Raw genomic sequence first — 26,050 nt, 5'->3', positions numbered from 1 at the left:
CTCGGCATAGTTTTTACTATTTGTTGTCTTCTTAATTGTTGTACAAAATCAGCAATTTGCTAGTTAAATCAATTGCAAAAGGAAGTAATCACCTATAACTCTGTGCATTACTTCCTTAAGGTACCTGTTAAAAAACGAAATCAACACCTAGGCTAATCGTTTCAGAATCACCATGGAAATCCCAGCCGTTCGGGCCACCTTGATCTTCAAACACATCATATTGCACTTTAAATGCGGCGGACGGTGAGAAGTTATAGCGAACGCCATAGCTGATGAGATAATGCTGCTCAAAATCATCGCCGGAAATTCGTTCTTGATCTGCTTTGGAATAGCTAATATATGGCTGAAAGTCGTCAATGTTATACACGGCTGAAACAATAAATGTTGGCCAAGTGTCTTCAACATCATCATGCCTTTCAACATAGTTGTATTCGAAAAGTATTGTGAATGGGTTCAGGTCGAGCGAACCACCTACACCATAGAAAGTTTGAGACGTTCTTAAACCCTGACGAATTTCACCGGTATCAGTTCTAAAATCACGGTCTAGGAGATGTTGCATATAAACAAACCGAACATCGAATATATCACCGGATATATTCCAATTTATCCCTGTTATATGGCGCCAATCTTCGTTTACCGCAACCACATCGCTGCCGAAAAAACCTTGTTCGGCATAAAATCCCATTTCTTTGTTATCATCGGAATACTCATTTCCATAGTAGACGGTGATGTTGTTTGAATAGTCGCCTAGGCTAAAGTTACGAGAGACATGGATGCCGTTAAACTGAACAATTTGCCACCAGTACAAGTTTGAAGGTGGGCGCATCCAAGGATAGGCATAACCTACGTCATAAAACTCTGAATAGTAGTACATCGGAATATTACGTCGACCAAGCATAATGGTCCAATCATTATCTGTTTCATAGGTAAGATAATACCAACTAAACTCGGGTTCAAAGTCGTCAGAACCTTTGCTGGATAATTGACCTGTAAACCTGAGTTTTTCGTCAATGTCAGCTGTCATTTGAATGGCAATCATTGATTCCGGTTTAAACGTTACTTTGTCTTCGTATTGGCCTACTTCAAAAAAATCTGCAGTAAAGCGTTCACCTTCATTGAGCCCCATCCCGGCAACGATGGAACCGTACCCACTAAAATTAACCTCTGCGTTAACAGCTGGCGCAAGTGTAAGTGCTAGTGCTGACACTAACATCAAATTGGTAAGTTTCATGAGTTGACTCCTAGAATGTGGCGATGACTTTGACTGCGTCTGTTACAGCACTCGATTCGACATACCCTATGGTGTCTTTATTTTCAGAGACGGTGGAGACAATTTCTGAACTAGAATCGATTTCTTTTGGAGGGGTACCTTTGCCGGTAAACACTAATTTAGACCAGTGCGCATTCATTTGGCTGCTAGAGCGTCCGATAACGTTCTTGTTAAATTCATCCCTTACAGGAGAGCCTTTAGCGGCATTGAGCAATAACGCCGTTCTACCGTTATCGAACTTTTTAGATTTGCCCAAATACAGTTTACTTATCGCCTTTTTATCTAGGTTTGCGTTATTGTCTTTATGCACAATTACGGATACTTCGGCCAATGAGAGGAATGACCAAGACTGCAATGCGATAAATGTACACAAAGTTAAAAGTAGATTTTTCTTACTTTGAAAGTGTTTCATATGCATTACCTGTTTTTCGAATAATTTTTAGTGTGAGTTGGACTACCACTTAAATAGTAGACAAAAAATAGCAACTTACAAAAATATTACAGGCGATAGTTAGCGGTGAGGGCAATCGGGAAACTTGCAGATGGGTTCTTGTTAGTTCTTGAAGTGGGAGAGTTTTGAAAATTGATAGGTTGTTTCAAGCCTCTCCATACATTCCATACGCGAATTAAACGTCAACCAACCACTTATTTTTAGTGGCAATATCAATTTGTTCAGCAACGTAGCGCCATAAACTTTCAGACAAGCCTTTAACGTACTTATTTCGTGCGAGTACTTGAGATTTAGTAACTTTATGTTTAGCCCAGCTACCACCTTCATTCGCCATATTTTGAATCAAAGGTAAAATGCGATCAACCGCTTTGGCAAATTGGGCATCGTGTGTCTTGCATTCTTCAAATTCCAGCCACAAAGATAAAAAGTGTTGATATTGGGCGTCGGGCAGTAAACCGAAAATACGATGAGCCGCGGCAAGTTCGATTTCGTGTTGTTGCTCGAGTTGGTTTACTTCTGCAAATGCAAAGGTGTCACCAGCGTCAATTTCAACAATGTCATGAATCAGCAGCATTTTCACGGCACGATTAATATCAATGTTATGCTCGACATGCTCTACTAAAACGTGTGCCGCAAGTGCAATTTGCCAGCTGTGTTCGGCACTATTTTCAAAGCGATTATTGTCGGTTTTGATGAGAGCTTTTCGATAAACTGACTTAAGTTTGTCAAGTTCGAGAATGAAAGAGAGTTGTTTATTTAAGTCCATAATAGATAATTTTAAGCGGGCGACATTGCTAATTAATTTTGAAAACACTAGGAAACTTTTCACTGGCCCATTCGTGAAAAATATCGTCTAAGTATGACGCTAATTGATTCTCTGCTAGATCTGACGGAATGACCACATCGTAAACACGTTCAAGCTTGCCAAAAATGTTACATAGAGGTATTGGTATTTCTTAAAAGTGCTAACCTGCTATGCAGACTAGCACTAACTTTAGTTTGTTTCTATCGATAAATGTCTATGTTGCAGAAACAGGGGTTTTTGGCTGGTTTGTTTGCTCATGTTCTTTTACACGGAGTGTTAATATGCCCGCGAAAATCATGCTTACACCGCCAACAATCAAGGCGTAAATTGGCTGGTTGTCGAATACCTTAGTAATTAGTAAACCTAAAATACTTGCTGCCAGTATTTGTGGTAAAACAATAAAGAAATTAAAAATACCCACATACAAGCCCATCTTGTTTGGCGGTAGCGCATTAGCCAAAAGGGCATACGGGACAGATAGTATAGAAGCCCACGCAAAGCCAACGCCTATCATCGAAATTACTAAGTAAGTCGGATCTTTCACGAAGATAAATGAGATAAAACCAGCGCCACCAAGTAATAAGTTAATCATGTGAGCGATGCGCAAATTAAATGCCTTAACTATAATAGGGATGCAAATGGCAGCGACAATAGAAGTAAGATTGTAGGTAGAAAATAATACACCAACCCAGTCGGCACCTTGGTTGTATAGTTCAGACGTTACATCGGAGCTACCATAATGGAAATCTGTGATGGCGGCTGTTGTATAGGTCCACATGCCAAAAAACGGAAACCACGAAAAGAATTGCACAAACGCGAGCTGTTTCATGGTGTCAGGCATGGCAAACAAGTCATTGATTACTACGGCAAAGCCATGTTCGTGTTTGTTTTTTTGTTGTAGATATCCGGCGAAAAGTTGGCACAACCCGAAGGCAATTAAACCACCCGTTAAAATAAATAAACTTTGGTCGAGTTTGTCAATCAACAGATAGACAACACCTGATGTAGCCACGCCAGCGGCTAACCAAGCAAATCCATGACGAAAATATTTACTGGTTGGACGAATAGGTCTTTCTTCAGTGTGGCATGTCGGGTCTTCAAATTGGTTGAATTGTGCAAGCTCTTGTGGGGAATACTCTTTAGTGCGAAAGACTGTCCAAAGTACGGCTAACAAAAATATAACCCCACCAATATAGAACGCAAAACTGACTGAATCAGGTAATTCGCCAGGCGCAGCGGTATTGCTTATATCAAACCAATTGGTCATCATCCAAGGTAATGCAGAGGCTACCACTGAACCAACGCCTATGAAGAAACATTGCATGGCATAACCAGTCGCTCGCTGTTTAGGAGGCAACATGTCGCCTACAAAAGCGCGAAACGGCTCCATTGAAACGTTGATTGACGCATCCATAATCCATAACATACCAGCGGCAATCCACAATGTTGGTGAATTTGGCATTATAAATAAAGAAAGGCTGGCTGCGATCGCTCCCCAAAGAAAATACGGACGGCGACGGCCTAAACGATTCCATGTTTTGTCACTAAAATAGCCAATAATAGGTTGTACAACTAACCCTGTAATTGGCGCAGCAACCATGAGAATTGCCATGTTGCCATAGTCAGCACCGAGTGTTTGAAATATGCGACCTATGTTGGCATTTTGTAAGGCAAAGCCGAACTGAATACCCAGAAAGCCAAAACACATATTCCAAATTTGCCAAAAATTCAGGGTAGGCTTTTGCTTAGGTTGAAGTGAGCTTTGCATTATAGAAAGATCCTGCTGGTGATAAATGTTGTAATTTTAATTATAGTTTTGTTGTCACATGGGAAATGCCGATGTGTTATTTTGGACTTTGTCTGCTTGAAAACAGACTAAGCCAAGCATTCGATTATATTAATCATAGGTAACAGGCATTCACAACATTATGCATACGTATTCAGCTCTACCTAGCACCTAGCACCTAGCACTTAGCCACTTCGCGATTGGTGCGCCTAATGTAATACCAGGAAACCATCGACAATATCACAATAAAGGGGATGCTGGACAACACAACCCCATGCCAACCTGCTTTGAATAATACCCATCCTGCAAGCAATGAAGCGAGTGCTTGTGCGCCGAAAATAATGAAGTCATTCACTGCCTGCACTTTGTGTTTTTCGTGCGGTTCATAACTTTGCGGCAATAAAGAAGTGCCTGTCAAAAATAGGAAATTCCAACCTACGCCAAGGAATAATAGTGCCCACCAATAATGGACGACTTGCTCGCCTGAAAATGCGATTACCGCAACAATTCCGTAAACGATGGTACCGAAAATCAGTAAGAAATTCAGACCAAAACGCTTAACAAGAAAAGCGGTAAACAATGATGGAATAAACATCGCAGCAATGTGACTTTGAATGACCCATTTGGTGTCATGTAAACTGTGACCGTGAAGATGGTGCATGCTCAGCGGGGTAGCTGTCATTAGATAGCTCATCAATGCAAATCCTATTGCAGCTGAAGCAATGGCAACCAAGAAAATAGGTTGTTTCATCAAAGTGAGCAAAGGGCGTGCATTACCTGATGCTTCCTGTAAATGTGTTGCAGGGTTTTTGAACTTTAGCATGACCAGCATTGCTAAAATATTCATTGCAGCGAGTACGGCAAAAGCTCCGGTATATCCTTGAGGAGAACTTATCCAGTCTTTGGCTGTTACCGCAATTTCAGGCCCCAAAAATGCTGAAAAGATACCGCTGAGCATTAATATCGACAGTGCTTTTGGGATATCGTTTGCGTCATGCAAGCTGTCGATGGCTGCAAATCGTAATTGCTGTACAAAGGCAGTACAGGCGCCTAATAGTAAGCTCGCAATCGAAAACATAACAAAGTTCAATGTTTGCGTTGCAATACAAGCAACAATACTACCGACAAATCCAATGAAAAAACCAATTAGTGTACTGTTTTTTCGACCAAGTTTTTTGGCGGTGAGTGCTGCTGGCACCGCGGTAAGTGCTACACCCAAAATCATTGCGGTAACTGGTAGAGTTGCTAGAGACTGGTCGTCAACCATGGAGGTGCTCAAAATTCCCCCAATAAAAACGATGACGGGGCCAGCTGCCATTACAAACGGCTGTGCCAAGAATATTAGCCAAATGTTTAACGGCAGCTTAAATAACTTTGATAATACGATGGTAGCTGCGATGAGAAGGGTGAAGGTAATAATGATATTTGACAGCAATGGCATTTTCCTATTTTTCTTATTTACTCGTCGTGCGTCGAGCAGTGAGAATTGTAAAGTGTATCATGACCAATCAGTATTGTTTGTTTTTTGTCATTTAGATTAAAAACGTTCTCTTTTAACGTAATAAAATATAGTGATACACTGGCGATACCTTAGTGTAGTTAACCCAATCAAGATGAAATTTAGTCCTTTAGTACAAGAATTGATCAACGCATTCAAAGTATTGCCAGGCGTAGGCGCAAAATCTGCACAACGTATGGCATTTCATTTACTTGAGCGTAATAGGCAAGGTGGCAGTAAACTGGCAACAGCATTAAAACATGCGATGGAACACATTGGGCACTGTCAGCAATGTCGCAACTTTACTGAAGAAGACACATGTGAAGTATGTGCTAGCCCAAAACGTCAGCAAACGGCTCAGTTGTGTGTTGTTGAAAGTCCAGCGGATGTTATCGCGATAGAGCAAACGGGCGAATTTATTGGACGATATTTTGTACTCATGGGGCACTTGTCGCCAATTGACGGTATCGGTCCCAGTGAACTCGGGCTTGATATATTGGAACAGCAGCTTGCATCTCAATCGTTAAATGAGGTGATATTAGCAACCAATCCCACGGTTGAAGGTGAGGCGACTGCGCACTATATCGCAGAACTTGCACGCAAATATCAAGTAGATGTATCACGCATTGCGCATGGCGTGCCTGTTGGCGGTGAATTAGAGTTTGTTGATGGTAATACCCTTTCTCATGCACTGAGTGGTAGAAAGCATATCAGTTTTGATTGAGTTATCTCACTCAATGTAGTTGTTATTGAAATGACGGCAATGTGATTTTTTTGCAATGCTGTCTTGAAAACCTTCCGAGTACCCCCACTTAATAATCAATTAGACAGGTTAACAAACGTATTGTGTGGGTTAGCCAGTAGTTAAACAAAGTAATTAGTAAAGTAGGAGATGTTTCAGATGGCTGAGACTGGTCAAAAACAAGTTCATGGTTTTCAAACTGAAGTAAAGCAGTTACTTCAACTAATGATTCATTCTTTGTATTCCAATAAAGAAATTTTCTTACGTGAATTAGTATCTAATGCCGCTGACGCCTCAGACAAGCTTCGCTTCAAGGCATTATCAAATGCAGATTTGTATGAAGGTGATGGCGAACTACGTGTACGCATTAGCGCTGACAAAGAAAACAACACCGTAACCATTTCAGATAATGGTATAGGTATGACTCACGATCAAATCGTTGAGCACTTAGGTACTATCGCAAAATCAGGAACGGCGGAGTTTTTCTCTAAACTTTCTGGCGATCAGGCATCAGACTCTCAATTAATTGGTCAATTTGGTGTTGGCTTTTATTCAGCGTTTATCGTTGCTGATACTGTCACCGTTCGTTCGCGTGCTGCAGGTGTACCGGCGAGTGAAGGCGTTGAGTGGAGTTCAGCTGGTGAAGGTGAGTTCACGACCTCAACGATCGAAAAAGCGAATCGCGGAACTGACATTATTCTCCATCTAAAAGAAGATGAAAAAGAGTTTGCTGATGAATGGCGCTTAAAGTCTATTGTTACTAAATACTCTGATCACATTTCAGTACCTGTTGAAATGTTAACGCCTGAAGTACCTGCTGTTGAAGCTGTTGAAGAAGTTAAAGATGACGAAGGCAACGTAGTGACTCCTGCTATTGAAGCGCGAGATGCAATTCCAGCTAAATGGGAAGCCGTGAACAAAGCAACAGCACTATGGACACGTGAAAAATCTGAAGTTTCAGATGAAGAGTACAACGAATTCTACAAGCATGTGTCGCACGACTTCACAGATCCACTACTATGGGCACACAACAAAGTAGAAGGTAAAACTGAGTATACGAGTCTATTATATATTCCTTCTAAAGCACCGTTTGACATGTATAACCGTGATAAACAGCACGGCCTGAAATTATATGTGCAACGCGTATTTATTATGGATGATGCAGAACAATTCATGCCAACGTATCTTCGTTTTGTTAAGGGATTATTGGATTCGAACGATTTACCACTAAACGTTTCGCGTGAAATCTTACAAGACAACAAAGTTACACAAGCTATTCGTAAAGGTTGTACTAAGCGTGTACTTACGATGCTTGAACGTCTTGGCAAAAATGATAAAGAGAAGTATCAAATTTTCTGGAATGAGTTTGGTCAAGTACTTAAAGAAGGGCCTGCTGAAGATTTCGCCAATAAGGAACAAGTGGCTAAGCTAATGCGCTTTGCTTCAACTCATGAAGATTCTTCTGTGCAAAATGTATCGCTTGAAGAGTACATTGAGCGCATGAAAGAAGGGCAGGACAAGATTTATTATGTAGTAGCAGATAGCTTTGAAGCTGCTAAAAATAGCCCTCACTTGGAAATATTCCGTAAGAAAGGCATCGAAGTTTTACTAATGTCTGATCGTATTGATGAGTGGTTAGTGAGCCATCTAACTGAGTTTGATGGTAAACAACTTCAGTCTGTGACGCGTGGTGGCTTAGACTTAGGTGACATGGAAGATGAAGAATCTAAAGAAGCAAAAGAAAAGTTAGAGCAAGAATTTGATTCTGTGGTATCACGCATCAAAACTGCACTTGAAGGTAAAGTTAAAGATGTAAAACTTTCACAGCGCCTCACTGATTCTCCAGCTTGTATTGTGACTGATGAGCACGACATGAGCAGCCAAATGATGAAGTTGATGCAATCTGTTGGTCAGGAAGTACCTGAAACATTGCCAATTTTTGAAATTAACGCTGAACACGATCTTGTTAAGCGTGTGGCAGATGAGCAGGATGATGAGCAATTCAAACAATGGACAGAAGTCTTGTTTGAACAAGCAATGTTGGCTGAGCGCGGAAGCTTGAAAGATCCGGCGAGCTTTGTTGCTAAGTTGAATAAACTCATGTTGAATCTAACTAAGTAAAATTGATTCTAAACAATTTATGATAAAAAGGAGCCAAATGGCTCCTTTTTTCGTATTTGCATAGTTTTGCTACTTGTTTGCCCTGTTACGAAAATGTATAGTGTGGGCTTTTATACCAATCCGTATAAAGAATTACACTCTTAGAATGACATGGGCGACATTAGAATAAACGAAATAAGTGTAGATATAGTTGCTCTACATTAAGCTTATTTTGTGCAGTTATCATGTTGGCCATGCATTCCCAAAGGGCGAGTTTTAAAGGCTTATATGCTGCGTAATTGATTTTATGAAGGTTCCTACATGGATGTAGATTATTAGAGCAACGCAGGACGCAGTTGCCGAGAACAACCATTCTTTGCAATCAATGCCTTGCCTCTAAGCCTTTAAATTCTCGCTAAGTGAGCAATTTCTTATACGGATTGGTATTTCTGACATGCAATTTATTTCTTTATATAGGGTTACACTATATGCGCATTATTTTATTAGGTGCTCCGGGTGCTGGTAAGGGAACTCAAGCACAATTTTTAATGGCTAAATTCGGCATTCCTCAAATTTCTACTGGCGATATGCTGCGTGCAGCGATTAAGGCGGGTACTGAGCTAGGAAAAAAAGCAAAAGAAGTAATGGACGCTGGCCAATTAGTTTCTGATGAACTAATTATTGGTCTGGTGAAAGAGCGCATTGCACAAGATGATTGTAAAGCGGGTTTCTTGTTAGACGGTTTTCCTCGCACAATCCCACAAGCGGATGCAATGAAAGAAAATGGCGTTGATGTTGATAGCGTAATTGAATTTGATGTGCCTGATGAAGTAATTGTTGAGCGCATGGCTGGTCGTCGTGTGCACTCTGGTTCAGGCCGAGTTTACCATGTTGTATATAATCCACCTAAAGTTGAAGGTAAGGATGATGAAACAGGTGAAGATCTTTCTATCCGTCCTGATGACGAAGAAGCAACTGTTCGTAAGCGTTTAGGTATCTACCACGAACAAACCAAACCATTAGTTGATTATTACCAGGCTGAAGCTAAAGCGGGTAACTGTAACTATGTCACAATTGATGGCACACAACCAGTAGAGCAAGTAAGTCAAATCTTGGCGGATAAGCTAGAAGGCTAATTTGCTGGAACAGTATTAATAAGAGCCCGTATTATTACGGGCTTTTTTGTATGTTTTAAATTAAATTACGAAATGACACTTATACTCTTTAATCTTTCGCTTTTAACACTACAAAAGTTAGTCGCTTTAATTGAATAATGTGGTGAAGTCTTAGGGGAAGTATATGAATTCATTAAATATCACAGGTTTTTATCTCGGTCTGTTAGCGCTGCTTTATTTAGCTCTGACGGCAAACATCATTCGTTATCGTTTAAAGTTTCAGGTTGGTATTGGATCAAATGGTAACCAAACTCTCGCTAAAGCAATTAGAGTGCATGCTAATTTCATTGAATATACGCCGATAGCATTGTTGTTACTTGCTTGCTATGAATTTAACGGTGGCAGCGAAGCCATGGTTCATGCATTAGGCGCGGCTTTCTTTGTAGGTAGGGTGTTGCATGTCAAAGGGCTTTCAAGTTCAATTGGCGTCACGAAAGAACGACAACTGGGTATGTTATCAAGCTTTCTAGTGATTGCGACGCTGTCAGCACTTCTAATTTTTCAGTTTGTTTTAAGTAACTTCTAAACACAATCCTTTCTTTTTGGTATTACGCTGCGCTAGCCTCATATTTAGCGCAGCGTAATACCAAGTGAAATAAATATTTGACCAGTTCAGAGCTATGTCAGGGAAGTTAGAACAAAGCAAATTGATGCAGTTGTAGTCATTCTCCATCAAAGAAATTTGTGAAGTTATCACTTTCCTGACAAGCTCCCAAGGGCGAGTTTAAAAGGCTTATATGCGGCGTTATTGATTTTAACAAGGGAACAACCATTCTTTGCAATCAATGCCTTGCCTCTAAGCCTTTTAACTCTCGCTGAATGATCAAATATTTAATTCAATTGGTATAAATCGCAGTTTCGTTTAAAACTCACACAGAAAATTCAATTTCTATTTTCTTAGTATATTGCTATTCCGATTCGCTTAAGAGTCTTTAATTCTCGCTGAATGATCAAATATTTAATTCAATTGGTATAACCTATTGCAAAGTATCAGTTTTTGTTTATAAACTATTATTTTGTTATTGTACATTTGTTCAGAGTGTTGTTTTCAAAACACTTCCTTGAAGCAGAAAATTCGCAAAGAGCCAGATAAAAGCTATAAATATATAAGGCGGTTTAAGTAACTATGATGAAATTAAATGTAGCAAGTAAAATCATTCTGGGTTTTAGCACTGTACTGGTATTTTATATCGTCGCCAGCATTATCTCTGTAAACATACTTAGTGGGATTGATGGCGCTGCAAAGCAAGTTAATGAGTATGCCTCACCCGCTCAAGATCACAGTATTGCGATTGAAATTTCTTTATTAAAGCAAGCCAATATTTCTTCAAATATTCCCGTTACTAAAACGCTCGAACAATTAACGCTTTTGCGCACAGAGTTTGGTCAAATAGAAGCAGAATTACTTAAAAATCGTCAGGCATTGCCACCATTGCTGTCAAGTGATAATGCCGTTAATCAACTTACGCAATTTGATCAGAAATACCAAGATTATCTAACGCAGGTGCAATCAATGTTTGCTTTGAAAGAAGCATACATTGCACAAACACAACAAACGAAAAATGAACATGCGCATTTTGTAGAGGCTCTCAATGTGTTGGAAGAAGCGTTAATAGAGCTTTCTTATATAGAAGATGAAGACAATGAGTCGCTTATTGAACAAATTTCATCTGTTTCCGTACAAATTGAAGGTTATATTATTAGCTTGAGAGATTCGCTGTCAGAAGTTGTAACGTTGAGTAAATCCAGTGCTGTTGTAGAGTTGCAAGAAACTATAGGGTTGGGACTGACCAATACCGAACAGTTATTCGTTTATCTGGGAAGACTAGTTGAAGGGCATAGTAGTGAGCCGATGTTGGTGGAAATTAGACAGCAATATGAAGACATAACTAGAAGGTTGCAGACCGAAAATAATTTGTTTTCGCTGCATTTGTCGGCTCTTAATTCATTAGACCAATTATCAGATACCGCAGAGATGCAACGTACAAGCTCTATTCAGTCTGTTGAAGCCATTGAAGCATTGGCTGCCTTAGTTAAGCAGCGATATGTCAGTGAGCAAGAAAAAATTATTGAGCATGTTGCACAGGGGACTACCATTACGATTGCAGTTGTCATTGTGATCTTTATATTAGGTGGGCTTATCGCATTTTTTACTATTCGTGCAATGGTATTGCCTTTAGCGCGGGTAAATAGTGCGTTATCTAAACTTGCTAAGGGTGATTTAACAAATAAAGTTAATGTTACAACGAATGATGAATACGGACTGCTGGCCAAAAATGTTAATCAGGTGGTCGATGATTTAAAGGCATTGATTGGAGAAATTAGTCAAAATGCCCATGAACTAAATAGCAATGCCACACAATCAAATATAGAGATTTCAGAAGTTGCTTCGTCATTGAATAAACAAAAGGATCAAATTGCGAATATCGCGATGATCACGACGCAATTACGAGAAACCGCAGATAACGTGTTAACTAAAGCGCATAATGCAGAGCAAGAAACATCAACCGCTCAACATCAAAGTACTGAATTAGAATCAATAGCTAATGTTTCTAGCGAGCGTATCGATAGTTTAGCCAATATGCTCGACGATACTAACAGCCTAATGGCAACGTTAAAGGCAGAAGCCAATAACATTGGTGGGATACTCGACACCATTCAGGCCATTGCCGACCAAACCAATCTGCTGGCGTTAAATGCAGCAATTGAAGCTGCACGCGCAGGTGAATCGGGTAGAGGGTTTGCCGTTGTTGCAGATGAAGTCAGAATGCTGGCTAGCCGAACGCAAGAATCTATAGCGGAAATTCACGGCATGATAACTACATTACAAAAATATACTGAAGCAGCGGTTACTGATATCGACAAAGGCAAACAGGAAGCGGATGTCTGCCAGCAATACACTGCGCAGTTATTGGATACCTTAACCCTAATAAACCAAGCGATTGACACTATTCACGCCAATAGCAGTGAAATTGCGCAAGAAGCGACACAACAAAACAGTTTAAGTGATCGTATAAGCGAGAGTATCTTGCAGGTTGAAAATCTTAGTCAGGAAAGTGCTGACAAGTCAGAAGCGACCATTGCACATAGTCAACAAGTTGCTAAATTATCCAGTAAGTTGGAAAAATCTGTCGATCAGTTTTCTTTATAGCTCAACACACCTTAACCTGAGGTGGATTGGTAACACATGCCAATATGTGGAATGCCGTCTTCTAAGTACTCGTCAGTGACTTGGGCAAAGTTATGTTGGTTATAAAATTTTGCCAGATGTGCCTGTGCTGAAATTTTAATAGGTTGCGCTGGAAAATATTGCTGACAGGCAACTAGTGCCTCTTTCATGATTTCATGCGCGATGCCTCGACCCCGGAATTTGTCAGCAATTGCGACTCTGCCGATAGAGATATAGTCGTCATAGGTCAATCCTTTAGGAAGAATACGCAAATAGGCTACTAGCTCATCAGCATCGTAACTAAAAAGGTGAAGCGTGTCAGGATGACGGTCATGATCATCTAGATCTGGATAATAACAAGTTTGCTCTACAACAAAAACATCGATGCGTAACTTGAGCACATCGTAGAGCTCGTTAATCGTTAGATCCGAAAATTTGCATAGTTTCCATTGAGTAGTAGACATTAATAACAACCTCTATCGTGACTAAAAGAGCCAAAAGAGCATATTACTGCTTATTTCAATGTACCCGCAAGTGCTAACAGAAATGGTGTAAAACTTTTAGGTATCCGTGGTAACGTTTCGAGTCCAAGTAGCTAATAATATCGCGTGTATATTGTTCAATATTGATATGAGGAAACTCTTGTTGTGCAATTTTGTGTAGCGACTGATGTTGGCAAAATAGGATGTAGCCAAGTAACAAAAACTCTGGAGAAAAGTTGCATTGAAAAACCGTTGCTCGTATTTGCGAAGGGCTATAATAGTCCTGTATTCCGTAGCGTTTTTCTAATGTTGGTAACAGCTTGTTGCCATATTTTTTGATCGACCAATATTTGAACATAGCTAGTCCTTAGCACGAAATCCTATCCTTGTTGGGGCATGCATGTTACCGATGAATTTTGTACAGATCAAGTATTTTTTGTACAAAAAGTGCGCAATTTATTTGTTGGGAATTTTCATTGGATCACGGGCAACAAAGAAACCGGCCTGAGGTTAAGCTTGCTCAACCGTACCTTGCTGTCTAAGAATATATAGCCCAGTCGGAACGCCATTTCCTAGTAGATACTGCGATAAACTGTCTTGAATCATGGATATCTTAAAAAGTCATCATTTGACAACATTACCACAACTCTTATAGTTGAATAAGCGTAGCGAATTAAATGCCTGATTCAATAATGCCGATATCGAAAGATGAACGTATCTTTACTGTATTTCTACAACGATTCAATCGATTCTTCTTGCCTACTTTGCGAATGCTTAAAGACAAGGTTGAGCGAGGTGAGGAGCTGGAACAGTCGGAACTTGAATTCCTTGAGCAGGTATTTAGCGCAACGCACGATATTTTGCCAAAAATAATCACTAATCGAAAATACTATCGAATCTTTATTGGGGCGATTCGATATTATAACGATATTACTAATCAGGCACTGGCTAACGCAAAAGCTAATTCAAGTGATTCCAGCGTATCAAATGACTCTTCAAGTTAGATACTTGCCAAAATAACTGAGTGTTAAATAGCAGGCGAGCAATATCGCAATCCACAAGGTCATGTTACTCACCGTTTGTGCGCGCGCTAATTTGCCATGTGGCCGGAGGTAGGTTCTTATCACTTCAAGCAAGTGTCGTAGTTTAGCCAACAACAGCGCTGAATACAGTCGGTGAACTTTGACGACTCGGTCCGTTATTGTTGTCCAAAGGGAAGGCAGGAAACGACGGTATAGCCAATCAACATCTAAATTGGTTGAACGTAACTCCGGTGGATAAATGCCTTTTATGTTTAACCATGCAAATGCTAGTGCCGCAAAGCACAATAGCTGAGTTTGCGCGAGAACATGTGATACATCATATGGGCTGTAATCAAGGTCAAAGGGTAAGAATTGATAGAGCAAGTTGGGGTAACTACCAATAGCTAGGCATAATGTTGCTGCAAAAAACATGGCGAGTAACATATTTACCGGTGGTTCGCTTGTTCGGATCCCAGAGTCATGGCCGAAAAAGGCAAAGTAAGGAATTTTAATTCCAGCATGATGAAAAACGCCAGCAGAAGCAAACAGTAGTGCCAGCCATATGCCCCCGTAGCCTTGTTCCATTACTGCGGTCATTACCATCGATTTACTTACAAACCCGTTAAACAATGGAAATGCCGATATTGATGCTGCACCTATAATGCAGAGAACAGTGGTTTTCGGCATAGTCTTGTATAGTCCACCTAATTCGGAACCATTAATTCGTCCTGTCATGTGGAGTACTGCACCCATTGACATGAACAAGAGTCCTTTAAATAGAATGTCATTTACGGCATGTGAAACTGCACCGTTAATAGCCAGCTCAGTACCAACGCCTATGCCAACCACCATAAAGCCAAGTTGGTTGATTAAACTGAATGCCAATACACGCCTGAGGTCGTTTTCGATAACGGCGTAAAAAATCGGAAAACAGGTCATTACGGCACCGATATAGATAAGCAACTCTGTACCGGGAAAACCTCTCGCAAGTGCGTACACCGCAACTTTCGTTGTTAATGCGCTTAACAGTACGGTTCCTGTAACCGTTGCTTCAGGATATGCATCAGTTAACCAAGTGTGCAGCATAGGGAACGCACATTTTATTCCAAAGGCAATAAATATCAGCGTAGTGCCTGCATCATGCAAAGACATTTGCGTAAACTGTATGGTGTCATGTTGGTACCAATATAGAACTGTGCCGATAAGCAATAATAAACCTGATATGAATTGATAAACAAAATAGCGAAAACCACTGGCAAATGCTCTTGTGGAACGGCGAGCCCAAATAAGGAAAACCGAGCTTATCGCCATCAACTCCCAAAAAATAAATAACGTGATTAAGTCACCAGCGAATATTGCTCCAAGTGCGGCTGCTACATAAACAAGGGTCGCTAGTTGTTGCATCTTGTCACGAATATGCAGGGCATAAATGATAGCAAGCAATGCAGCAATATGGATGATGTAACCAAACACAAGGCTAAGTTTGTCAATATGCATGGGTGTAAGTTGCAGTGAAAATAGCGTGATCTCCCAGTGCGTTGCAGCGCTGATATTCCATAAATTCACTGCGCCCCAAATAGGCGTAAGTAACATCAAAGCGTGTGTCAATCTGCCTCGTGTAAATAAGGCAATAACGGCAACTATAATAAAGGGCACAAACGGCGGCACTTCAATCATCGACATGTTCTTGCCTACTATTTTTGTTCTTACTAGCGTAATAGTGTTCAGAGCGCATAATAATTTTTCGCATCCACTTAGCAACAATCACCAGCACAACACAGCCGATAAAACCATAAATCGGATAAAAACCGGGTAATGCATCAAACGGGTGACTGACATGTCTGTGTACGATAAAGTCCATCGCAAAAAGCAATGCACAAATCAGATACAACAAGTAGATGACGCGTTTTACGTTTTGTTTATCATCAAAAAAATACGCCTTTTCTTTCTTCACGCTGCCCCCTAAACTTATCGACTTAATGAACTAGGCGTAATCTTGCTTGCCAGTTCATACATAGGTTGAGGAAATAGAAAAAGTAAAAAACACAAACAGGTACAAGTGATTATGGCAATAAGCATTGGAATAGGTGCCTCGATGTCACCGCCCATTGTTAGTGGCTGTGTTGGTGTTTTGAAAAATGCTGTTAACGGTATGACGAGCAAGTAAAAAATGTTCATTAGTGAACTTAACGCGAGTATTGCTAATAATAGCCACTGATTAGCTTCGGTGGTCGCAAGTAACAACCACCACTTACTCCAAGCTCCTGCTAATGGCGGTAGCCCAATAATAGATAGACTGGCGATTAGAAATGCGGACATTGTGATTGGCATTTGTTGTCCTAGGCCTGCGAGTTCACTTACTTTTGTTTTGCCTGTGACAATGATTATTGCACCAGCACAGAAGAAAAGTGTAATTTTGCTAAACCCGTGAATAACCATATGCATTGCACTGCCTATAATGCCCGCTTTATTTGCGAGCAAAGCGCCTACCGTAATATAACTCAATTGACTCACGGTAGAGTATGCAAGGCGCTTTTTAAGGTTGTCTTGCCTCAGCGCTACCAACGAGGCAATGAGCACAGATAATCCGGCTAAATACAGCAGGAGCTGTGTAGTTGGCAGTGTGGCAATGAGGTTTTCGCCAAAAATGAATACACACACTTTGAGTACGGCAAATACGCCACCTTTGACAACCGCAACTGCATGCAACAGGGCACTGACAGGTGTTGGTGCAACCATAGCTGCAGGAAGCCAGCGATGAAACGGCATTAAAGCGGCCTTGCCAATGCCTAGCAAAAACAACGGAAGTAGAATCGCGATAACCTTTAAATCAGACGAGTAAGCTGCTAATAATCCTCCAGATTCAAAAGAGACTCTTCCACTGATAAGCCATGTGCCTATCATCGCGGGTAAGAAAAACAGAAATGAAGTGAATAGCAATACTGCAATGTAAGTTCGCCCACCAAGTTTAGCTTTCTGGTTACGTGCATGGGTGACAAGCGGATAAGTGGACAGTGTTAGCAGCTCATAGAAAACGTACAAAGTAAATAAATTTGCAGCGAAGGCGATACCGACAACCGTGGTCATAGTTAACGCAGAAAACTGATAAAATCGGGTTTGATTTTTCTCATGGTGATAACGCATATAGCCAATTGAATAAATGCTCGTAATGAACCAGAGCAAACTACTCATCAGCGCAAACAGCAGTCCCAACGGTTCAACTGAAAAGCTGATCGTGAGTTGCGGCAAAATTGTCAGCCATACTAAAGTTTGTTGGTGGCTAAAATCGAGACTTGAATACAAGAACACACAAATAATAAACAGGCCTGCACTGGCGAGTAGTGTTACTGCTTCGCGAATGTTTGGCCTGTGTTTAAATAACGGAAGTATCAATGCAGCGATCGCGGGCAGCAAAATGGCCAATTGAATGCAAATTAACTCATTAGTTTGCATTACATCGCACTCCCAAGCAGAGAATGTGTAGCTAGATCCGCAATGCTTAGTGTAAAACGCACATCAATACCAAAATATAGGTTAGCAAGTGTTAATAGCCATACGGGTATAAGCAAATGTACAGGGGCTTCTTTTATTTGCTTATTTGGCTCATGAGCGGCTTGTAAATAGGCGACCTCGAAGATTCGCCAAACGTAAACTGCAGCAAGCAATGACCCAATAACAATGACTAACGCTACAGGCCACCACCCATTTTCAAGGCTGGCAACGATCATGTACCACTTGCTAATAAACCCAACGGTGAGCGGAATACCGATTAAACTTAGCCCGCCAATGACGATGGCAGCGAATGTCCATGGCATTTGTTTACCTAATCCCGCGAATTGCTTTATTTCCATGCTACCTACTCGGTACATAACTGCGGCAAGAGCTAAAAATAACGCACCTTTCATCAGCGCGTGATTAAAGACATGAACTAATGTGGCGAGTAAGCCACTATGGGTATTAAACCCAAGAGTGAGAATCATGTATCCGATTTGAGCGACACTAGAATAGGCCAGCAGATGTTTGGCATTTTGTTGATAAATCGCCATGGTTGACGCGAGTAAAATACCGGCGATGCCAAGTGTCATTAAGATATTTTGTAACGGTAATGCTGAAAATGAAAAATCTTGGCCAAATATGCCAAAAATGAAGCGCAACAATATGTAAATGGCCACTTTCGTCGCTGTCGCTGCTAAAAAAGCGCTTGCGATAGACGGGGCAAATGCATAAGCATTGGGCAACCACCAATGTAGTGGAAACAACGCAAGCTTAAGGCAAACGCCCACAATAACAAATGAGAATGCAGTAAACAGTGTTCTTGACTGGGAAAACTCGGCTAAACGTACTGATAAATCATGCATATTTAATGTACCAGTGAGCATGTACATCAAACCTATACCAATCAAGATGAAAGTTGCCCCTAGTGTTCCAACCAAGAGATAGCTAAATGCAGCGGTCAATGCACGCCTGTCTTTGCCCATCGCGATAAGGGTGTAGGATGCGAGGGCAGAGATTTCGATGAAAATGAAAAGATTAAAAACGTCACCTGTGGCGATAATACCGAGCATGCCTGTTAGACATAATAGATAGGTAACATAGAATAGTGGCTGTCTTGGTTTGCTGAGTTCTGAACTATTTACGTTCCACGAAGCTAAAATAATAATACTGCTAATTGATGTTACTATCGTTAGCAAATATGCGCCTAGCACATCAATTCGATACTCAATGCCGATTGGCGCTTGCCAATCACCTAGCGCGTAAACAACAGGACCATGTATTGTCACTTGTTGCAATAAAAGCAATGCGATTACTGTGCAAATAGCGCTAATAGTTAGGGTAAATAACCATGTCAATTTGGCATGTCGTAGCAACAGACATAATGGCGCTGCAATTAAAGGAATGACAACTTGTAATATTGCCAGCTGGTTGCCCATCATTGCGCATCCATATCATGAATTTCGTCTTCCTCAATCGTGTCATATGCGCGTTTAATTCGAATAATTAATGACAGCGCTAACGCTGTAGTTGAAATGCCAACGACGATTGCGGTGAGTATCATTACGTGAGGCAGGGGGTTAGAAAAAACTAAGTCTGTTTGATTAACTTCTTCGCTTAATACTGGCGCGGTCGCGCCAATGATATTGGCCATACTGATATACAGTATAAATACAGAAGTTTGAAAAATGGTTAGTCCAATAACTTTCTTAACGAGATTACCTTGTGCAATAAGAATATACAGGCCACTCATCATGAGAACCATTACTGCCCAGTAATTAAACGAGTCAGCAATGTTCATGCTGGCCTCCTGATGTTGAGCATATAACCTGTAAATGAGATGAATAATAGAAATAACACTGATGCGACAGTAATACCCACTCCCAGTTCAACTAACAGAATGCCAAGGTGTTGGCCATGTATTGGATTGTTCGCAAGCACATTGTAATTAAGATAGTTATGTTGCTGGAGCATAGAGATTATTCCTGTGCCGGCAAATAACAGGACGCCGAGTGCGGCAAAGAAATTCAACCAATTTAGGCTAGTTATGGTGAGAGCTGCTTGCAGGCCAAATATTAAGGTATAAAGAATTAAGGCCGAAGCAAAAATCGCACCCGCCTGAAAGCCTCCTCCTGGGCCGAAATCACTGTGAAACTGTACATACATCGCATATAACATGATAAACGGAATGAGCATTTTCGATACAATTCTAAGAATACGGTGTGCGGTCATTGGGGAAACTAGTGTATTAGTTGCGCTGTTATTTTTGATTGCAGTTGATGAAGTGCTCAGTAACGAAATCACACCAATACCAGCGGTAAAGATGACAACCAGTTCACCCAAAGTATCGAACCCTCGATAGCTAGCTAATACACTGCTGACAAGGTTCGCTACACCAGTTTCACTGTATGATTCATTGATGTAATAAGACGCGACGTGCTGATGCGCAGGAGAAGCAGCGGAACCGAACGGTGGTAAATCAACCGTGCCGTATACCAGTAATGCACCGGTAAAAAAGACAATGACAAATGCTAGAATTGGTTTTTGACGGGATTTTTTTTCCGTACGCCCTGTAAATGAAAGTGTTGATAGCATCAGTAAAATTGAAATAGCGATACCAACGGCCGCTTCAGTCAGTGCTACATCAACCGCGTCCATTAGCGCAAAAAAACTTGCGCTGAGCAGGCCATACACACTCATCAAAATGATAGATGCAAATAAGTCACGCAGGCTTATAATGACAAAAACAGTCATCAGCAAAAATCCCAAAATGACCATGTGAATTAGCGGTTCGATGTGCCTTCTCCTTCACTGCTTTTGGGGTTTGTGTTGGTGGTTTTTCTACTTGCGGGAATACGCTTTAGTGCCGTATTAGCTAATACGTAACTAATCGTTGGGCTAGTGAGTAATGTAAACAGTAAGATGAGTACTAATTTACCTAGTGAATTTCCCCAGCCACCTAGTAACATCAATCCAATCAGAATCAATCCTGTACCTAATGTATCGACAACGCCCGTAGCATGCATGCGTGTGTATAGATCTGGAAAATAAAACAATCCGATGCTTGCCACTAAGCTGCATAATATTCCGAGTACAATGAATGAAATAGCTAAGAAATGGAGGACGTCAATCATAGTCATTTCTCTTTATTTCAGTGGATTCTCGGTGCTCAAAATAACGTAATACCCCCACGATGCTGATAAAGTTTAGCAGGGCGTAAATCATGGCAATATCGAGGAAAAAGTGGCGCTCATAGACAAATGCGAGCGTTGCCATTAACAGCACTGTTTTTGTACCGAGCAGGTTAACGGCGAGTATACGATCGTAGAGAGTTGGCCCTTTGAATGCGCGTACCAAGGCGATAAGCATGATTAGCATGATGATAGTAATTGCTGCCACTAACATTTGCCTTCCAGCCTTTTAACTCTAAGCGCAAGTTCATTGTTTTGTAATTGAGCCGCTAATCGTTGTGATAGCGCGTGCACTGTTACCGAGTTCTTTGTCAGCTTTAAACAAAGCGTACCGGGCACTAACGTAATTGAATTAGCAAAGATGACTTTGCATAAATCTTCGTTAAAGTTTGTTTCTATAGTAATGGTAACTGGCTCAATAGGCTTGCGACGGAATACAATTTTTTTAAGGACATAACAACTCGCGATGACAATTTCCTTAAGCAGCCATAAATAGAATGGCAGAAGGCGAGCAGCTATATGTAGTGGTAATGATTCTTTGTCTAGTAGCTTGAGTTTTTCGACCATTAGTAATACGAACAACACAGATGCAACACCGAGCGATAAGAGCAGTGCATTATTGGCCGATGAGTTAATCAACCAAAAAGCACTGAGTAATATAAATAAACTGATTCGATGTCGCATTGTATTGCCTAAATATTTCGTTATGGTTAATGATCCCCAAGGCTGTATGACTAAGGGTGAATTGCCGAAATTGAAAATTCGGACAAAAGAATAGTCGCTTGGTTATAAATCCAGAAAACCGATTATGTCGTAGGCGGTTTAGGGAGTTTTACAATGAGGCAATCCGTTCGAATATGATGTAATACTTTTTCTGCAGTATTACCCAGAAAGAAACCGCTTAATCCTTCCCGACCTACGCAGCCCATAATGACCAGATCACTATGTAATTCGTCGGCCATATGTGGAATGATTTTATCGGGTGCTCCAGCTGCGACGTGACTTGTTGTATCAGGCATGTCGTATTGTTCAAGAAAATCATCGAGCTCTTCTTTGGCTTCAGGTGCTTGCTCAATTTCTACATCGTGTTTATCTACAATATCTAGCGCAAGTAACGGTTTGGCGATAGGAATACAATAAAGCGCGTGTAGTGCGGTATGTGTAGCGCCCGACCATATGCTTCCCCATTTCAGTGTTAGCTCATTGAGTTGGTAATGATGGGCGTCAGGTTCAGATAAATCTAACGCCATTAAAATATTGGCTTGGCTTTTCCATTTTTCATGGCTAGCAATAAGAATAGGGCAATGTAAGTGGCGAATTAATTTCCAGTCGGTAGGGGTATGGAAGAATGATTCTGTGCGATGACCCCCTTTAATGACAAGATCAATTTTCGGAATATTCATCTGACATCGCTCTACCAGCCATTCATCAATATCTTCTTTCAACACTATTTTGCTGCTTACTTTTATGTCTGGCTGAAAAACATCACTAATAACTGTTTGGATATTTTGCGCTGCATTTTCCATGAATTCTGTGATAGTGCCATCCGACTCGGTATCGTAATGGACAAATTTAACGATCTCCAAACTGGCGGAAATGTCGACAGCAATATCGCGCGCCTTTTCGAGCGAAAGGAAATCGTCGTCTTCTATGTCTGCAATCACTAACACGTGCATATTCATCGAGCTCACCCCAGAGATTACCAAAGCTATCAAAAATTATAGCTCAGCGTGGTGATTTTGCGGGGTTTTCGGAGCTTAAAAGTGAGGTAAGTACCGGTTTTTCTATGTGACAAATGTGCAAAACAAAAGTAGATAGAGTGAGTTACGAATAATCTGTTAGTTTTCGAAACTACAACCAATTACTGTGTTTAACTGTTCCAAAGTTAGCACTTCTAAGGGGGGATTGTCGTGTATTTACGTTATTAGGCTGTAGAAAAGTGCATTGCTACAAAATACTGACCTGAGTGTCCAAAAACTAAAAACTAATAAAGTGAGAAATTAAGCAAGCATCAACCTATTGGCAATATTTTTCACTGCATTAGCAGACTTACCATCCATCTCTTTAGCCTTGAAGATAATCAATGTTTGTCAACACTCAACCTTTTAATCAGAATACTCTTCAGCAAGAGCCAAATGATTACATCTATAATGCTTGCTGAAACCAATGCTTAATGTTGTTAGGTGGTTCAATTGTATGTTCCACATTATCTACTGAGAACTCGGCAGTATTTCATCCTTGAGCTGTAAACAAAGAGGGCTTAATTTTAAGGGGGGTTAGTGTGCAACATTTTGCAGCCAATTTTCAATACAATCAGCTGTACTTTCAATGCTTTGAACTTCTGTAATGATAAGGTCACTACTTTTTCTAACTTGCTCTGTTGCCTTGATATAAATATCCCTAAAATGATCGTCATACATCGATAAATATCGAGGAATAGAGGTGAGGGAGTCGCTCGAAGGATGATTCAAATTTCTCATAATTACACGTGACAGGCATACTTCCATTGGCATATCGAGTAAAACAACGTAGTCGACTAATGACGACATAGGCAGTCGACATCTTCCAAAAGGCTCTTCAACAAAGATGAACGGCGCAGTAGCGCTTGCTTTTAAATGCTCAAGTGCGTCTTTCATTTTAGGCGTTTTAATTGCTGATACATTGGCTCCGTTTTGGAGCCATGCCTTCATATCTTTTGGATAGGTGTTATCGTCTGTATGCTCATCAAAAAGTAAATAGGGACAAAAAAGCCGCTGAGCCAATAATTTAACTACTGATGTTTTGCCACAACCTGAGACACCACTTATTGCAACGACTTTCATTGAATTACTTTCTATATCTGCACTTTTGTTTTAGACGTCTTATTTCAACATAACTCGCGCAGTAGGCAAAATTTATTTGTTAATTTACGTTTATTCGTTAATCTACGTTTATTCGTTAACCTACGTTTATTCGTTAACTAAGGCTTTGATACTTTTAATCACGAGGTCTCTATCTGCAATATGCAGGTGGTGTTTTTCTGACGCTGAATAGACAACGCGGCTATTTGTAGAAAGCCCTTTAAAGTAGTCTTCTGCACCTGCGTAAAGTGTATCCATTGGTTGAGCAATTTCATCAGGTACAAAGGGAGGATCGTATCGTTCATCTGTTGATTTAGCACGAACGACTATAATTGGTTTGTTGCCGAAGTTTGTTGCTTTTGCAAGTATCTTATAGCTCTTCATGTGATCAACTTTCTCAGGTACTCGTGGAAATAGCGGATCGTGAACACTCTGCTCAAATGCATGATAGCGTTTTAAGTTTTCATCGGCGGTTGCAAAGTTCTCTGGCCACCTTGAGCCCATAGTATAAAAATATCCTAATGGGGGCGGATCAATGAGCACAGCGCCTTTAACCTCATTAGGGTACAAGTTATTGTATGCAGTGATGATATAAGAAGCGTATGAGCCACCTGCAAAGTAATAGGGGGCATCCACTTTTGCGGCTTGTAACAAATTTCTTAATCTGGTTACCATATCATTTACTGTGAACGGCACTTCACCTTGTTCGCTTTTACCTAAGCCAGCTCTATCATATAAACAAATACTGTAATTGTTTTTGAGTTCATTGATATTCTCTAACCAAACGCCATCTGACCCAGAGCGACCAAACCCTTGTTCAAGAATGAGTTTTGGTTTGTCATTATCAAAGCATTCAAGATAGAGCTTAAATCCGCCAACATCATACAACCCTGACTTTGTTGGCTTGATATCAGGCGACGCGGCTAATGTACCTAAGCTTATCAAGTACATTAGTATCCATAATTTGATTTTCATGCTGACTCCTTGCTCATACGTTAAGTTCTTCACTGTATGACGAGAATAATTGTGGCTTGGTATTAATGGCCGAGCATTTGGTTACTTTAAACATTTGAACTAATCTGAAATTAATCACTAGTAAGAAACGTTTCGTACTAAACGATACTTGGTTTTGATTTGTTAAGCTACTGATATTTTTGATTTATCGATTAGTACTAAGAATTGATTGTGACAAGTACAATAAGTAGCAGACTAACTGAAGACACCCTATTCGCATAGTGGGGACTTCTGATGTTTCCATTTGTTTGTCACAATCTAATCTATTCAAAGTGAACTAGTTGAAGCTATACTTATCTCGACCGATTAACACAGTAATTGTGCCATCGTTAATTTCACTGCTAAATGATAACAGCGCATTTTCATCTCTCCATTGCTCACCCTTTAGCGCTTTTGAGAATAAAGTGCCCAGTTGGGTGGCATTGTTTTCATTTGCTGTAAGTTTCATTTCACAGACGGTAGATTTGCAAATTAACTCTTGAATATCAAAGTGACTATTTTCATCGCGCGCAACGAAGTCTCGGATGTTGGCTTCATATTGATATGCCCAACTGCCATCAATATCTTCTTCATCAAAACGCTTATGAATTTTGCTTTGAATATCTGCGACACTTTCACCATTCTTGATTCTTCTGGCTAATCTTAGTAATTCTTCAGTACTTGATTTTTCCTCAAATACAGCGGCTTCTGTGGTGTCTACTTGCTCTTGTGGCTCTGGGGTTGCTAAATTTTTTGTTAATAAAGCCTGACTTTTCAATCTTATTATTTCTTCATTTAAAGTATCTACTAGTGCTTGGTTTTGTTGCAATGTCTGTTGAGAACGAGATAATTCGGCTTTAAGAGTTTCAATATCTGAGTTTAATTGGCGATGTAATTCAGATAGGCTTGCATAGTTACTATTCTGTTGTATGTTCGTTTTATTTAAACTGAATGCTGTGGCGCCTAAAATTACTGCTGTAACACTCAACGCACTAATTAACAAATTAGATGATTTCACTGAAGTTCCTTTTGTC

At 40.4% G+C, this 26,050-nt stretch carries 27 protein-coding genes; 6 read left to right on the top strand and 21 right to left on the bottom strand.

The annotated features are described in order from the left end of the window. Window positions 1–127: 127 nt before the first annotated feature. The 6 genes from ACSLUK_RS07085 to ACSLUK_RS07060 all read right to left on the bottom strand — a co-directional run bounded on the left by ACSLUK_RS07085 (window position 128) and on the right by ACSLUK_RS07060 (window position 5,753). Complete coding sequence (locus ACSLUK_RS07085) at window positions 128–1,231, bottom strand: porin (protein WP_448547843.1); 1,104 nt, start codon at window positions 1,229–1,231, stop codon at window positions 128–130. 10 nt (window positions 1,232–1,241) lie between these two features. Then, window positions 1,242–1,682, bottom strand: a complete 441-nt coding sequence (locus ACSLUK_RS07080) for a type 2 periplasmic-binding domain-containing protein (protein ID WP_448547842.1) — start codon at window positions 1,680–1,682, stop codon at window positions 1,242–1,244. A 214-nt stretch (window positions 1,683–1,896) separates the two neighbouring features. Next, window positions 1,897–2,487 carry an HD domain-containing protein gene (locus ACSLUK_RS07075; RefSeq protein WP_448547841.1) on the bottom strand — a complete coding sequence of 197 codons (591 nt, stop codon included), beginning with the start codon at window positions 2,485–2,487 and terminating at the stop codon, window positions 1,897–1,899. A 28-nt stretch (window positions 2,488–2,515) separates the two neighbouring features. Continuing rightward, window positions 2,516–2,653 (bottom strand): DUF7661 family protein, encoded by a 138-nt coding sequence (locus ACSLUK_RS07070; RefSeq protein ID WP_448547967.1) that lies wholly within the window; start codon window positions 2,651–2,653, stop codon window positions 2,516–2,518. Between the two features lie 87 nt (window positions 2,654–2,740). Then, the gene (locus tag ACSLUK_RS07065) at window positions 2,741–4,294 is read right to left on the bottom strand and encodes an MFS transporter (RefSeq protein WP_448547840.1); all 1,554 of its coding nucleotides are present in this window, start codon (window positions 4,292–4,294) and stop codon (window positions 2,741–2,743) included. Between the two features lie 196 nt (window positions 4,295–4,490). Then, window positions 4,491–5,753, bottom strand: a complete 1,263-nt coding sequence (locus tag ACSLUK_RS07060; protein WP_448547839.1) for an MFS transporter — start codon at window positions 5,751–5,753, stop codon at window positions 4,491–4,493. A gap of 172 nt (window positions 5,754–5,925) precedes the next feature. Here ACSLUK_RS07060 and recR point away from each other — a divergent pair, with 172 nt between their 5' ends. The 5 genes from recR to ACSLUK_RS07035 all read left to right on the top strand — a co-directional run bounded on the left by recR (window position 5,926) and on the right by ACSLUK_RS07035 (window position 12,978). Next, the gene (recR, locus tag ACSLUK_RS07055; RefSeq protein ID WP_448547838.1) at window positions 5,926–6,534 is read left to right on the top strand and encodes a recombination mediator RecR; all 609 of its coding nucleotides are present in this window, start codon (window positions 5,926–5,928) and stop codon (window positions 6,532–6,534) included. A 177-nt stretch (window positions 6,535–6,711) separates the two neighbouring features. Beyond that, window positions 6,712–8,673, top strand: coding sequence for a molecular chaperone HtpG (gene htpG, locus ACSLUK_RS07050; RefSeq protein ID WP_448547837.1), 1,962 nt, complete (start codon window positions 6,712–6,714; stop codon window positions 8,671–8,673). A gap of 467 nt (window positions 8,674–9,140) precedes the next feature. Beyond that, window positions 9,141–9,788 carry an adenylate kinase gene (adk, locus tag ACSLUK_RS07045; protein WP_448547836.1) on the top strand — a complete coding sequence of 216 codons (648 nt, stop codon included), beginning with the start codon at window positions 9,141–9,143 and terminating at the stop codon, window positions 9,786–9,788. Between the two features lie 163 nt (window positions 9,789–9,951). Beyond that, a complete protein-coding gene (locus ACSLUK_RS07040) occupies window positions 9,952–10,353 on the top strand; it encodes an MAPEG family protein (protein WP_448547835.1) in 402 nt (133 codons plus the stop codon). 600 nt (window positions 10,354–10,953) lie between these two features. Next, window positions 10,954–12,978 (top strand): methyl-accepting chemotaxis protein, encoded by a 2,025-nt coding sequence (locus ACSLUK_RS07035; protein WP_448547834.1) that lies wholly within the window; start codon window positions 10,954–10,956, stop codon window positions 12,976–12,978. A gap of 11 nt (window positions 12,979–12,989) precedes the next feature. Here the strand turns inward: ACSLUK_RS07035 and ACSLUK_RS07030 are convergent, their stop codons facing one another. Continuing rightward, window positions 12,990–13,460, bottom strand: coding sequence for a GNAT family N-acetyltransferase (locus ACSLUK_RS07030; RefSeq protein ID WP_448547833.1), 471 nt, complete (start codon window positions 13,458–13,460; stop codon window positions 12,990–12,992). A gap of 73 nt (window positions 13,461–13,533) precedes the next feature. Then, a complete protein-coding gene (locus ACSLUK_RS07025; RefSeq protein WP_448547832.1) occupies window positions 13,534–13,836 on the bottom strand; it encodes a DUF6559 family protein in 303 nt (100 codons plus the stop codon). A 319-nt stretch (window positions 13,837–14,155) separates the two neighbouring features. On the opposite strand from ACSLUK_RS07025, the gene ACSLUK_RS07020 reads away from it, so the two are divergent. Further along, window positions 14,156–14,482 carry a hypothetical protein gene (locus tag ACSLUK_RS07020; protein WP_448547831.1) on the top strand — a complete coding sequence of 109 codons (327 nt, stop codon included), beginning with the start codon at window positions 14,156–14,158 and terminating at the stop codon, window positions 14,480–14,482. Here the strand turns inward: ACSLUK_RS07020 and ACSLUK_RS07015 are convergent. The 13 genes from ACSLUK_RS07015 to ACSLUK_RS06955 all read right to left on the bottom strand — a co-directional run bounded on the left by ACSLUK_RS07015 (window position 14,474) and on the right by ACSLUK_RS06955 (window position 26,034). Continuing rightward, a complete protein-coding gene (locus ACSLUK_RS07015) occupies window positions 14,474–16,177 on the bottom strand; it encodes a Na(+)/H(+) antiporter subunit D (protein ID WP_448547965.1) in 1,704 nt (567 codons plus the stop codon). The two genes, ACSLUK_RS07020 and ACSLUK_RS07015, sit on opposite strands and share 9 nt — an antisense overlap. After that, a complete protein-coding gene (locus tag ACSLUK_RS07010; protein WP_448547830.1) occupies window positions 16,170–16,454 on the bottom strand; it encodes a hypothetical protein in 285 nt (94 codons plus the stop codon). Before ACSLUK_RS07010 ends, ACSLUK_RS07015 begins: the two co-directional genes overlap by 8 nt. A gap of 14 nt (window positions 16,455–16,468) precedes the next feature. After that, window positions 16,469–17,953, bottom strand: a complete 1,485-nt coding sequence (locus ACSLUK_RS07005) for a proton-conducting transporter transmembrane domain-containing protein (protein ID WP_448547829.1) — start codon at window positions 17,951–17,953, stop codon at window positions 16,469–16,471. Next, the gene (locus ACSLUK_RS07000) at window positions 17,953–19,434 is read right to left on the bottom strand and encodes a monovalent cation/H+ antiporter subunit D family protein (RefSeq protein ID WP_448547828.1); all 1,482 of its coding nucleotides are present in this window, start codon (window positions 19,432–19,434) and stop codon (window positions 17,953–17,955) included. Before ACSLUK_RS07000 ends, ACSLUK_RS07005 begins: the two co-directional genes overlap by 1 nt. Further along, window positions 19,431–19,793 carry a cation:proton antiporter subunit C gene (locus tag ACSLUK_RS06995; RefSeq protein WP_448547827.1) on the bottom strand — a complete coding sequence of 121 codons (363 nt, stop codon included), beginning with the start codon at window positions 19,791–19,793 and terminating at the stop codon, window positions 19,431–19,433. Before ACSLUK_RS06995 ends, ACSLUK_RS07000 begins: the two co-directional genes overlap by 4 nt. Continuing rightward, the gene (locus ACSLUK_RS06990) at window positions 19,790–20,770 is read right to left on the bottom strand and encodes a DUF4040 domain-containing protein (protein WP_448547826.1); all 981 of its coding nucleotides are present in this window, start codon (window positions 20,768–20,770) and stop codon (window positions 19,790–19,792) included. Before ACSLUK_RS06990 ends, ACSLUK_RS06995 begins: the two co-directional genes overlap by 4 nt. Window positions 20,771–20,775: 5 nt before the next feature. Beyond that, window positions 20,776–21,126, bottom strand: coding sequence for a monovalent cation/H(+) antiporter subunit G (gene mnhG, locus ACSLUK_RS06985; protein WP_448547825.1), 351 nt, complete (start codon window positions 21,124–21,126; stop codon window positions 20,776–20,778). After that, window positions 21,119–21,397 carry an MrpF/PhaF family protein gene (locus ACSLUK_RS06980; protein WP_448547824.1) on the bottom strand — a complete coding sequence of 93 codons (279 nt, stop codon included), beginning with the start codon at window positions 21,395–21,397 and terminating at the stop codon, window positions 21,119–21,121. Before ACSLUK_RS06980 ends, mnhG begins: the two co-directional genes overlap by 8 nt. After that, a complete protein-coding gene (locus tag ACSLUK_RS06975) occupies window positions 21,391–21,867 on the bottom strand; it encodes a Na+/H+ antiporter subunit E (protein WP_448547822.1) in 477 nt (158 codons plus the stop codon). Before ACSLUK_RS06975 ends, ACSLUK_RS06980 begins: the two co-directional genes overlap by 7 nt. A gap of 122 nt (window positions 21,868–21,989) precedes the next feature. Next, window positions 21,990–22,865, bottom strand: coding sequence for a universal stress protein (locus ACSLUK_RS06970; RefSeq protein WP_448547821.1), 876 nt, complete (start codon window positions 22,863–22,865; stop codon window positions 21,990–21,992). Window positions 22,866–23,459: 594 nt separating this feature from the next. Beyond that, a complete protein-coding gene (locus ACSLUK_RS06965; protein ID WP_448547820.1) occupies window positions 23,460–24,005 on the bottom strand; it encodes a nucleoside/nucleotide kinase family protein in 546 nt (181 codons plus the stop codon). Window positions 24,006–24,131: 126 nt separating this feature from the next. After that, a complete protein-coding gene (locus tag ACSLUK_RS06960; RefSeq protein WP_448547819.1) occupies window positions 24,132–24,998 on the bottom strand; it encodes an alpha/beta fold hydrolase in 867 nt (288 codons plus the stop codon). A gap of 316 nt (window positions 24,999–25,314) precedes the next feature. Beyond that, window positions 25,315–26,034 carry a hypothetical protein gene (locus ACSLUK_RS06955; RefSeq protein ID WP_448547818.1) on the bottom strand — a complete coding sequence of 240 codons (720 nt, stop codon included), beginning with the start codon at window positions 26,032–26,034 and terminating at the stop codon, window positions 25,315–25,317. Window positions 26,035–26,050: the final 16 nt, after the last annotated feature.

Source organism: Thalassotalea fusca (assembly GCF_053485835.1).
The sequence above is the reverse complement of the archived record's forward strand: the minus strand, read 5'-3'. Positions and strand labels throughout refer to the sequence as shown.

Coding starts and splice junctions, on each gene's coding strand:
- ACSLUK_RS07085 (WP_448547843.1), bottom strand. CDS start 1,231: ATGAAACTTACCAATTTGATGTTAGTGTCAGCACTAGCACTTACACTT.
- ACSLUK_RS07080 (WP_448547842.1), bottom strand. CDS start 1,682: ATGAAACACTTTCAAAGTAAGAAAAATCTACTTTTAACTTTGTGTACA.
- ACSLUK_RS07075 (WP_448547841.1), bottom strand. CDS start 2,487: ATGGACTTAAATAAACAACTCTCTTTCATTCTCGAACTTGACAAACTT.
- ACSLUK_RS07065 (WP_448547840.1), bottom strand. CDS start 4,294: ATGCAAAGCTCACTTCAACCTAAGCAAAAGCCTACCCTGAATTTTTGG.
- ACSLUK_RS07060 (WP_448547839.1), bottom strand. CDS start 5,753: ATGCCATTGCTGTCAAATATCATTATTACCTTCACCCTTCTCATCGCA.
- recR (WP_448547838.1), top strand. CDS start 5,926: ATGAAATTTAGTCCTTTAGTACAAGAATTGATCAACGCATTCAAAGTA.
- htpG (WP_448547837.1), top strand. CDS start 6,712: ATGGCTGAGACTGGTCAAAAACAAGTTCATGGTTTTCAAACTGAAGTA.
- adk (WP_448547836.1), top strand. CDS start 9,141: ATGCGCATTATTTTATTAGGTGCTCCGGGTGCTGGTAAGGGAACTCAA.
- ACSLUK_RS07040 (WP_448547835.1), top strand. CDS start 9,952: ATGAATTCATTAAATATCACAGGTTTTTATCTCGGTCTGTTAGCGCTG.
- ACSLUK_RS07035 (WP_448547834.1), top strand. CDS start 10,954: ATGATGAAATTAAATGTAGCAAGTAAAATCATTCTGGGTTTTAGCACT.
- ACSLUK_RS07030 (WP_448547833.1), bottom strand. CDS start 13,460: ATGTCTACTACTCAATGGAAACTATGCAAATTTTCGGATCTAACGATT.
- ACSLUK_RS07025 (WP_448547832.1), bottom strand. CDS start 13,836: ATGTTCAAATATTGGTCGATCAAAAAATATGGCAACAAGCTGTTACCA.
- ACSLUK_RS07020 (WP_448547831.1), top strand. CDS start 14,156: ATGCCTGATTCAATAATGCCGATATCGAAAGATGAACGTATCTTTACT.
- ACSLUK_RS07015 (WP_448547965.1), bottom strand. CDS start 16,177: ATGATTGAAGTGCCGCCGTTTGTGCCCTTTATTATAGTTGCCGTTATT.
- ACSLUK_RS07005 (WP_448547829.1), bottom strand. CDS start 17,953: ATGCAAACTAATGAGTTAATTTGCATTCAATTGGCCATTTTGCTGCCC.
- ACSLUK_RS07000 (WP_448547828.1), bottom strand. CDS start 19,434: ATGATGGGCAACCAGCTGGCAATATTACAAGTTGTCATTCCTTTAATT.
- ACSLUK_RS06995 (WP_448547827.1), bottom strand. CDS start 19,793: ATGAACATTGCTGACTCGTTTAATTACTGGGCAGTAATGGTTCTCATG.
- ACSLUK_RS06990 (WP_448547826.1), bottom strand. CDS start 20,770: ATGGTCATTTTGGGATTTTTGCTGATGACTGTTTTTGTCATTATAAGC.
- mnhG (WP_448547825.1), bottom strand. CDS start 21,126: ATGATTGACGTCCTCCATTTCTTAGCTATTTCATTCATTGTACTCGGA.
- ACSLUK_RS06980 (WP_448547824.1), bottom strand. CDS start 21,397: ATGTTAGTGGCAGCAATTACTATCATCATGCTAATCATGCTTATCGCC.
- ACSLUK_RS06975 (WP_448547822.1), bottom strand. CDS start 21,867: ATGCGACATCGAATCAGTTTATTTATATTACTCAGTGCTTTTTGGTTG.
- ACSLUK_RS06970 (WP_448547821.1), bottom strand. CDS start 22,865: ATGAATATGCACGTGTTAGTGATTGCAGACATAGAAGACGACGATTTC.
- ACSLUK_RS06965 (WP_448547820.1), bottom strand. CDS start 24,005: ATGAAAGTCGTTGCAATAAGTGGTGTCTCAGGTTGTGGCAAAACATCA.
- ACSLUK_RS06960 (WP_448547819.1), bottom strand. CDS start 24,998: ATGAAAATCAAATTATGGATACTAATGTACTTGATAAGCTTAGGTACA.